The following is an 8,503-nucleotide window of genomic DNA, read 5'->3' as shown; positions in this document are numbered from 1 at the left end:
GGGGTAGGGTCCGTCCATGAAGGTCTCGGCGAGGCCGGAGACCTGCAGGTTGACCGTCGCCTGGTCGCCCTTGACGTCGACGGTGATGGTGCCCGCGCCGGTGGAGCCGTTGAGCTGGCCCAGGGTCGAGGAGTAGGAATGGTCTCCGTCATGTGCCATGGCAGGGCTGCCGGCCAGGGCCAGCATGCCGAGGGCGAGGGAGGGTACTGCCAGGAGGCGCAGGTTCTTGTTCATGGAGATTTGTTCCTTCACTGTGCGGTGAGCGCACACGTCGATTGTGTGCCTGTCGTTTGTTCGTCCTGCTGTACTGCTCGGATTGGTTGGCGGATGAAACCACCTGCAAAAACCAAGCAGGCTCATGTTTCCCCCGCATGCACACTGTCGCAAGAAAAGCCCCGGAGACGCCGGGAAACACGACGGGGATTAGTTCCCCCGAAAGGTTCCCGGCGTTTCCTTTCACCGGTGTTTCTTTCCCGGGAATGGCACACCACGCCGGCGGCCCGGCTCTCTTTTGAAAGCCTCGATTCCCCGTACTAATACCAGCCACGCCATATCAGCCTGTTTTCGTGGGGGCCGGTTCCCGTGTCAGTGGGGCGGCTTGGGTACGGCGTTACCGAGGGTGGTGAAGGTCCTGCCCTGGGCCAGCAGCGACGTGACTGCCTCGGCCAGGCCGGGTCCCGTACCGGACTCGGGGTGGTTGCCATGGGCGATGATGATATCGCCCGGTCCTGCAGCGGCGGTTTCCGCTGCCACGGACGCCGCGGTGTAAGTGGAACCTCCGTCGCCGTTGATACTGAAACCGGCGGGAATCAGATCCAGGGCCAGACAGATCTCCGCGGCCACATTGTCGAGGTAGGCCGTGCCCGGTCGGAAGAAGCGCGGCCGCTCGCCCGTCAGGTCCGTCAGCACGGCGTCGTTGGCCATGATCTCGTCGTAGACGCTGCCTGGGCCTTCCGTTCCAAAAATCCCGTACGCCGAGGCACCGTTGACACTCAGGGGGTAGTGGTTGGTGCCGTGGTTGGCGAGTTCGAACAGGGGATCCGCCGCCAGATCCCGGGCCAGGCCGGGGTTGGCGGCGATCCAGCGTCCGTTGAGGAACAGGGTCGCCGGAACCCCGAGCCGGCGCAGCATGTCGATCAGTGCGCTGTCGATGCTGCTGCCTCCGGAGCCTCCGCAGAAGTCAAGGGTCAGGGCGGTGCCGGCCGGACTCGTTGGCAGTGTAGTGAGGACCTGCGGTGCCTCCAGCCCCCAGTAGGAAGGGATCCTCCCGGAAAACCGGGTGATGACCCGCTCGCGGGTGGGTACGGCGGGTTCCGGCACGCGGTCGGAATGCTGCCGCAGGACATCGGAGGCGGAGGGCCCAGGCGCGGGGCCGGCCGTGCCGGTTGCGGAGGAGGGGCGTGCATTCCCAGCCATTGCGCTGCCTGGCACGCACCCGGACAGCGCCAGCGCCGCACCGGCCATCAAAAAGGCACGGCGGCCCGGACTGTCCAACATTACTTCCCCCATTGTTACCTCATTGCCCTGCTCTGCACCTGAGACCGGCACCGACTGTCAGCGTAGGACACCGCCGGGCTCTGGCCCGGGAACAGCACCCAGCGTCGCGCGGGCGCGAAGATCAGCTGCCGCCTTCCAGCGGAGCGGCTTCTCCAGGCCCTTGTCCATACTTCGCAGGGACGGGCTCCAGGGATTGGCGTGCCCGGCCGGGGCATTCAGGGGCGGCTGTGCCGGTTGAGGGTGATCTCCGCGGAGACGACGCGCAGTCCCTAGGGGGGAGGTGCATATCCGAGAGAATGACGCCGGCTTCATGACCAATCTGCCCGCAGAGGATCTTCCACCGAGCCCGTGGCTTCGTCTCCCCTCCGATGAGGAGGCTGCGGCCAACCTCCCGGAGCCGTCCCCGGATGACCCGTTGTCGGTGGCCATCATGTTCTGTAACGCACTGGAAGACCCTGTCCTTCACAGGAAGGCGCTGCTACGGCTGATGACCCCGAAGTCCAAACCGTCGTGGGGTAACTTCGGGGAGGCCTCCGGCTTCATCACATCGATCGAGGACCTTGGCTACGGCTCGCGCACCGAGCCCGCCGTTGGGGACGACAACGTCCATTACTTCAAAATCATGCAGGGAATCATCCAGTCCTATGAGCTGCTCGAGGACCAGATGCTCTTCTTCAAAGGTGTCATCACCCTGGTGTGGCGCCCCGAGTGCGGGCAATGGATGGTCCACACGATCGGCGGTGGCCACACGCGCCCGGAAGACGTGCCCCACTAAAACAACGTCGTCACCCCAGCACCGGCCGGATCGGCGCTGATTCCGGACCCAGGCACGAAGAAACCCGACCTTCTGGCCTGAACCGCCGCACGGTCCGGCTGTTTTGCCGGTGCAGGTCATCTAAAAGACCAATCCCGCACCCGTCCCGTGACGAAGATCATATGGCGGAGGTTTGATGGCAACGGCGCGCCGAATCGACCGGCGGCCAAGCACTTGCTCCCCTAGACGCCCCGCCGGAGGGCTCCAACATGACCTCGAGCACGAAAGTTCTCAGTGTGACAATCGCCGCAGTCCTGATCGGGGGAGCGGGACTTGGCTCCGCCGCGGCAACGGTCGCCTCCCCTGGCCCGGTATCCCAGGCCGTGCCGGCGATGACCGCCGGCAAGGCAATCATCAGTATCGACAACTTCATGTACTCGGGGCCCGGAACGGTCGCCCCGGGCGCTCAGGTCACCGTCACCAATAACGACACCGAGGCCCATACCGTCACCGCCGATGACGGGTCCTTCGACATCACCATCCCCGGCGGGGCGAGTGCCGCCTTCACCGCACCCAGCGGATCCGGAAGCTATGGATACTTCTGCCAGTTCCACGGCAATATGCGGGGCACCCTAACCGTGGGCGCCGAAGCCGCCGCTCCGGCCCCCGCGGCGCCCGCTAGCCCGGGCCAGGCAGCCCCGGCCCCGGTGGCTCCGGAGGCAGCAGCGCCGGGCAGCGCCGGGCACAGCGGAATGGACCAGATGGGTGCGATGCCCAAGGGCGGCGCCGACACCGGCGCGGTCACGGAAGACACCAGCGGGCAGGCAACGCTCATCGCTTTGGGCGGAGGACTGGTCCTGCTTGCCGCGGCCGGTGGAACCTACGCTGTCCGCCGCCGGAGCACCAACTGACGCAGCCGGCCCACAGCTGGTAGCGGGGGAAGGTCGCCGGTCCCGGCCGTCCTCCGCTACCCGGCAGCCCAGAACCCACAGCTCACCTGTTCATTACCTCGGGAGGTACGACAATGAAAACACGCAACGGAATATTCGCCTTGATGCTCGCGGCGGTCCTAACCGGCGCCACGGCCTGCGGATCCGGGGCAGAATCCGGCAGCTCCGAATCGGTCGCGGCCCCCAGCGAATCCGCCGCCCCCAATGAATCCGCCGCACCGGAAGCCACCATGACCCCCGGCGCCGGGGGCTCGGCAACCAGTTCGGCTTCGGCAGAACCGGCCGAAGAAGCCATGATCACCATCAAGGACTTCGAATACGAGATGCCAGAATCCATCGCCCCCGGTTCGACGGTGACAGTCGTCAACGAGGACGACGCCCCCCACACGGTCACAGCTAAGGACGACGGAGGGTTCGACGTCGACGTTCCCGCCGGTGAGACCGCGACCTTTACGGCACCGGAGGAGGCCGGCGAGTACGCGGTCATCTGCACCTACCACCCTGAAATGTCCGCCTCCCTGGTCATCTCATGAGCCGGGCCGGCAGTTCCGCCGGGCACCGCGGGGCCGACCCTGCTGGAGTTAGGGGACCGGCGGACACCGGACGGGGGCACAGCCGGCCGCTCATGCTCGTCCTGCGTGCCCTCGTTGCGGTGGGCCTGACCGTCAGCGCCGTCATCCATTTCGAGCTCGCACCCGGCTTCCAGCAGGCCGCCCCGGGCGGAATCGGCGGCGGCAACCTCTTTCGGATCCAGGCTGTCCTTGCCGTCCTCGCCGCGCTGTATGTCCTGATCCGCGGGCACCTGCCCGCCTACCTGGTGGCGGCGGCCCTCGCGCTCTCAGCCCTGGCGGCGGTGCTCCTCTACCGGTACGTGCAGGTTCCGGCGATCGGTCCGATCCCCTCCTTGTATGAACCCGTTTGGTACGCCAAGAAAACCCTTACCGCGGTGGCAGAGGGCGCCGCCGGGCTTTCCGCCCTGATCGGCTACGCCCTCCTCCGTCGGCGCGGCGGGACTAGATCGTAGGAAACGCTCACCCACGCCATTTTCCTGGCCTAGTCCACCTATGGCTGCTCACCCACAGGAGGACGGCTTTGAATTTTATCCTTCGGGCTCCCACCTGCCCCAGGTAGATGAGCGGTGCGGGCGGGGGATTTCTCCGCTGACCCCTGTCTCGCACATAGTGGGAGTGGGCCAGGGAGTCGCCGCTATCGTCGTGGGTCCGGTCGGTTATCAGGACAATGGGTGGACGCCCTTTCAGCATCCTCTCCATGGTGGTCGGTGGGACCGCCTTGGCGGCCTTCTGGTTGGTAATGCTGCTCTCGCGGCGGCGTCGACCGTGAACCATCAAGTGACTGTGGCTGCCTGGGAAGGCACGGTATGAAGCCGGCGGGCTTGGTTCTGCTGTCTATTAGTAATCAAGTCAGCAACGGGTACCGAATCATTGAGGAGTTCGGCAGGAGGTGGGTACGGTAAACAACTATCAGACTGACCCTGCTGAACAGGCGGAGAAAGCTCGAAGCCGCCGGGCCGAGGGCGCGGGACCTGACCTCCGAAAGTGTCAGACCGGGCCGCCATGGCGGTTGACGATACGCCGGCCGGATGGAGGCGCTATTAACGACGTATCAGAACGACAAACGGAGAGAGCTCGCCAAATAGTTTTCCCGTCTGTCGGCTAACCTACGCCGTAGCGCCACCATGCGGTTCGCGCTGATGAATCCTGTGGTCATGCTGGCCCCCGGTGCAGCCTCTTCAGGATTGTGCTCCCTGGCTGTCCTCAGGTGGGGAATGGTCATCGTCCTCGTCCTCGTAGCGGTACTCATGACGGAGGCTCTTGACCTGCTTTTCTCCGAGGAATAGGGCAAGGCCGGCACCGATCACGCAGCCGAGGGCACCGAGAATGTGAAGCCCGCTCGGTTCGAACACGAACAGGATCCCGGCGAAGACCAGGAGCGCTGCGAACCAGCGCGCCTGGTCCCGCAGCCATGCGCTGCCGTTCCGCACCGTGGGGTGGTGCCGCTCGTCCGTCACAGGGTCCTCCTCATGCGATGGAGGCTATCAGCCCTCGCACGCCCTGCAGTACTTCTCGCCGGTCATGCAGCTGTCGGCCGCTCGCACTATGAATGGTTTGAGGGGAGGTGACGTCGTGATGGAGAGTTTGGAAACCGTGTATGTCGTGCGGCGTGCCCGGGACGGTAACAAGCGCGGGCACCACCCGGTCACGGCCGCGGTTGAATCACTACCGCAGGATCGGATTATTCACGGTAAAGAAGCGCCGCACCCTGTCGGTGCGGGGTGCGGCGGTCTTGGGGAAGGCCTCTGGTGGGGAGAAGCGGGGGGTGTGGACAGTGTCCACACCTGGGGCTTCGGATCGGGTCGTACACCGGTCGGACTGGGCCGGATTCCGCATGTTTCCTGAGCAGCCCAGTATTCGCAAGGGTTGGAGTCCGGTTCGAGTCCCACTTCGGGCACATGTTTCCCCTAGTCAGAGGCCCTTTTGCTCTCTGACTGTGGACAGCCGGCCCGGTTTTGCAGTCCGGGTGCCGGGTCTTTTGGCTAAGTTGGGGGTCTGCCGGGGGCGGGATGCCTCCATTCTCACGCGGTGCCCGGGTTGGGCTTCCTTACTACTTCATGGGGGAGTGGGGGTGTAGCTACATAAGTGTCGTGAGGTTTTTTGGTTGGCTATCCTCCTTGCCCTTAGCCCCCGTTATATGGCCACAGCTGCAGCGTGCTCCGTCCGGTCAGGAGTGAAGAGAGCCCAGGGCAAGGATCGCCGGGTCTTGGGGTGTGAGGTCCCAGTTGCCGATCGGCGAGCGGGAATGAGGCGGCGGGTACTCCGGCCGAGCTGATGTTCAGCCTCTAAAGTATTGCCATGGTGACGATCGCATTGTTCGGTGGGACGGGAAGAACCGGACATCGGGTGCTGGCCCGCGCGCTGGCCGCGGGCTACGAGGGGCGGGCCTTGGTGCGTGACCCGGGCCGGCTCACGGTGTCATCGCCGGCGCTGACCGTCATCGGCGGGGATGTGTTGGACCCGCGGGCGGTCGGAGATACGGTGGCCGGGTCCGACGTCGTCCTCAGCCTGTTCGGCCAGGTGAAGGGTTCTCCGCCGACGCTTCAAACGGACGGCACGCGCAATATTGTTGATGCGATGAAGCGGCATGGCGTGGGGCGAATCGTGACCCTGTCCGGCGGTGGGCTGTCAGCGCCTTTGGACCGGCCAAAGCTCCCGGACCGGATCATCCGGTTCTTACTCAGGAAGTTTTCCGGCCCTGTCCTCGCCGATGCAGAAGGTCACCTTGAGGTGCTCGAGGTTTCAGGGCTGGAGTGGACGGTGGTACGTGGCCCGAGACTGACCGAGAAACCAGGCAGCCAGTCCTACCGGGTGGGATGGGTCGGAGTTGACGCGTCGACGCAGATCAGCCGGGATGATCTGGCCGACTTCATCCTCACCCAGGCCGAGGACCGTACGTATGTCGGACAGATGCCGTTTGTGAGCACGTGAGCACGCACAGCCTCACCCCCCCCGGGCGGGAACGTCAGGTCAGCACGATCCTGGACAGGATTGTGCGTCTCTCCCGGGCGATGGCCGGCCCACGGTCTGCGCCCTTTGGGGGGACGGCGCTCACGCGGACTCAGTTGGACTTCCTCTTCCTGCTCGCCCGCGCCGGCGGGCCCGTCACTCCAGGGGAGCTCGCAGAGGCCCTGCGAACCACCGACGGCGCGATCTGACTAAGGTTCTCGTTTTTTCGCCTTTTTCCTTTGTTATTGACTAGAAACAAAGCGACCGCGCGGGGTATACCGAGGGCCGTGGCCTATTGGGCAGTCGGTCACTGGGAGATTCGTGACGTGATCTCACAAATTTCCAAGACCAGTGTCGATGTGGCCGGACCCCGCGTGTCGTATAAGTAGAGGGGTCGAGAACCGGTCCCCGATGACGGAGAGGAACAGCGATGTCCCAGTACATGATCCTGATCTACGAAACCGAGAGCTCGTACGCCGAGGCGCCGTCCGGGCTGATGGAGGAGATCATGGGTGAGCACGAGGCCTTCGCCAGCGGCGTGCCTGCGCTGGGCGCCAGCATGGTTTCCGCAGCGTGGCTGCACCCGACCACAACGGCCACCAGCGTCCGCGGCGGGTCCGAGGTGACCGATGGCCCGTTCGTCGAGACCAAGGAGGCCCTGGGCGGCTACTACCTTATCGACGCCCCGGATCTGGACACGGCACTGGCCGTCGCCAGGACCGTTCCGGCCCGCTTCGGCGGCGTCGAGGTCCGGCCCGTCATCGACTTCGGCAGCTGAGTTCAGGCCGGACGGGATGACCGGTCAGGACACGTCCAGCGTTTCGGCCGCCGTCGCCGACGCGCACCGCCGCGAGTGGGCGTTCGTGCTCGCAGCGACGGTGCGCGTCGCCCGCGACCTCGACCTCGCCGAGGAGTGCGTGCAGGACGCCTTCGCCTCCGCGCTCACGGACTGGCCCCGCACCGGTGTGCCCTCCCGCCCCGGGGCCTGGCTGACCACCGTGGCCCGACGCCGGGCGCTTAACGTGCTGCGCCACCGGCAGGTCGAGGCCAGGTATCTTCCCCTGCTGGTAGAGGACGAGGCTGAACCCGGTCCCGAAGACACCGTCGACGGCGGCGAGGCGGCATCGATCCCTGATGACCGGTTGCGTCTGGTGGTGACCTGCTGCCATCCGGCGCTGGACCGTGCCGCCCAGGTCGCCCTGACGTTGCGGCTGCTATGCGGCATGTCCACTGCCGAAGTGGGGCGGGCGTTCCTGGTCAGCGAGGCGGCGATGGCCGCCCGCATCACCCGGGCGAAGAAGAAAATCGCCGTTGCCCGTATCCCTTACCGGGTGCCTTCGGTAGCTGACCTGCCGGGCAGGGTCGACGCCGTCCTCCTGGTGATACACAGCCTCTTCACCACCGGTCATACCGCCCCTGCCGGGGACGAACTGGTACGCCGCGACCTCGTGGAACGATCATTCGAGCTGTGCCGCTTGCTGCGCAGGCTGTTGCCGCACGACCCCTCCGTGGCAGGCCTGCTGGCCCTGCTCCTGCTCACCGATGCGCGCCGCGACACCCGCACCACACCGGAGGGACGACTGCTGCTGCTGGAGGAGCAGGACCGGATGCGCTGGGACCGCGCCGCCATCGCCGAGGGCGTGATCCTTGTCCGGGAGGCGTTGGGTGCCCGGCCGCCGTCGCGGTACGCGCTGCAGGCAGCGATCGCGGCCGTGCACGCCGAGTCGCCCAGCTGGCAGGAAACCGACTGGCAGGAGGTACTCGCCCTGTACGACGTGCTG

General features: G+C 65.8%; 9 protein-coding genes and 1 pseudogene. 7 read left to right on the top strand and 3 right to left on the bottom strand.

All coding sequences use genetic code 11. From position 1 onward, the window contains the following. Together QZX79_RS10270 and QZX79_RS10265 are read right to left on the bottom strand one after the other, a co-directional pair. A pseudogene (locus tag QZX79_RS10270) lies at positions 1–234 on the bottom strand (hypothetical protein); the annotation flags it as partial. A gap of 351 nt (positions 235–585) precedes the next feature. Beyond that, the gene (locus tag QZX79_RS10265; protein ID WP_294568186.1) at positions 586–1,416 is read right to left on the bottom strand and encodes a polysaccharide deacetylase family protein; all 831 of its coding nucleotides are present in this window, start codon (positions 1,414–1,416) and stop codon (positions 586–588) included. 391 nt (positions 1,417–1,807) lie between these two features. Between QZX79_RS10265 and QZX79_RS10260 the strand changes: the two genes are divergently transcribed. From QZX79_RS10260 to QZX79_RS10245, 4 genes are all read left to right on the top strand, one after another. Beyond that, positions 1,808–2,272 (top strand): hypothetical protein, encoded by a 465-nt coding sequence (locus tag QZX79_RS10260; protein ID WP_294568184.1) that lies wholly within the window; start codon positions 1,808–1,810, stop codon positions 2,270–2,272. Positions 2,273–2,547: 275 nt separating this feature from the next. Beyond that, positions 2,548–3,162, top strand: a complete 615-nt coding sequence (locus QZX79_RS10255) for a cupredoxin domain-containing protein (RefSeq protein ID WP_294568182.1) — start codon at positions 2,548–2,550, stop codon at positions 3,160–3,162. A 113-nt stretch (positions 3,163–3,275) separates the two neighbouring features. Continuing rightward, positions 3,276–3,734 carry a cupredoxin domain-containing protein gene (locus QZX79_RS10250; RefSeq protein ID WP_294568180.1) on the top strand — a complete coding sequence of 153 codons (459 nt, stop codon included), beginning with the start codon at positions 3,276–3,278 and terminating at the stop codon, positions 3,732–3,734. Positions 3,735–3,826: 92 nt separating this feature from the next. Beyond that, on the top strand, positions 3,827–4,225 hold the full coding sequence (locus QZX79_RS10245) for a hypothetical protein (RefSeq protein ID WP_294568178.1): 399 nt from the start codon (positions 3,827–3,829) through the stop codon (positions 4,223–4,225). Between the two features lie 726 nt (positions 4,226–4,951). Here the strand turns inward: QZX79_RS10245 and QZX79_RS10240 are convergent. Continuing rightward, the gene (locus tag QZX79_RS10240) at positions 4,952–5,230 is read right to left on the bottom strand and encodes a hypothetical protein (protein ID WP_294568176.1); all 279 of its coding nucleotides are present in this window, start codon (positions 5,228–5,230) and stop codon (positions 4,952–4,954) included. A gap of 841 nt (positions 5,231–6,071) precedes the next feature. Between QZX79_RS10240 and QZX79_RS10235 the strand changes: the two genes are divergently transcribed. The 3 genes from QZX79_RS10235 to QZX79_RS10225 all read left to right on the top strand — a co-directional run. After that, entirely contained in the window at positions 6,072–6,704 is a 633-nt protein-coding gene (locus QZX79_RS10235) for an NAD(P)-dependent oxidoreductase (protein WP_294568174.1), read from the top strand. A 448-nt stretch (positions 6,705–7,152) separates the two neighbouring features. Continuing rightward, complete coding sequence (locus tag QZX79_RS10230; protein ID WP_294568172.1) at positions 7,153–7,500, top strand: YciI family protein; 348 nt, start codon at positions 7,153–7,155, stop codon at positions 7,498–7,500. Between the two features lie 16 nt (positions 7,501–7,516). Continuing rightward, on the top strand, positions 7,517–8,503 hold a 987-nt coding region (locus QZX79_RS10225; RefSeq protein WP_294568171.1), incomplete at its 3' end, for an RNA polymerase sigma factor.

Source organism: uncultured Arthrobacter sp., assembly GCF_902805515.1.
Taxonomy (GTDB): Bacteria; Actinomycetota; Actinomycetes; order Actinomycetales; family Micrococcaceae; genus Arthrobacter_D.
Note: the sequence above shows the minus strand (reverse complement) of the source record. Positions and strands in the feature narration are given on the sequence as shown.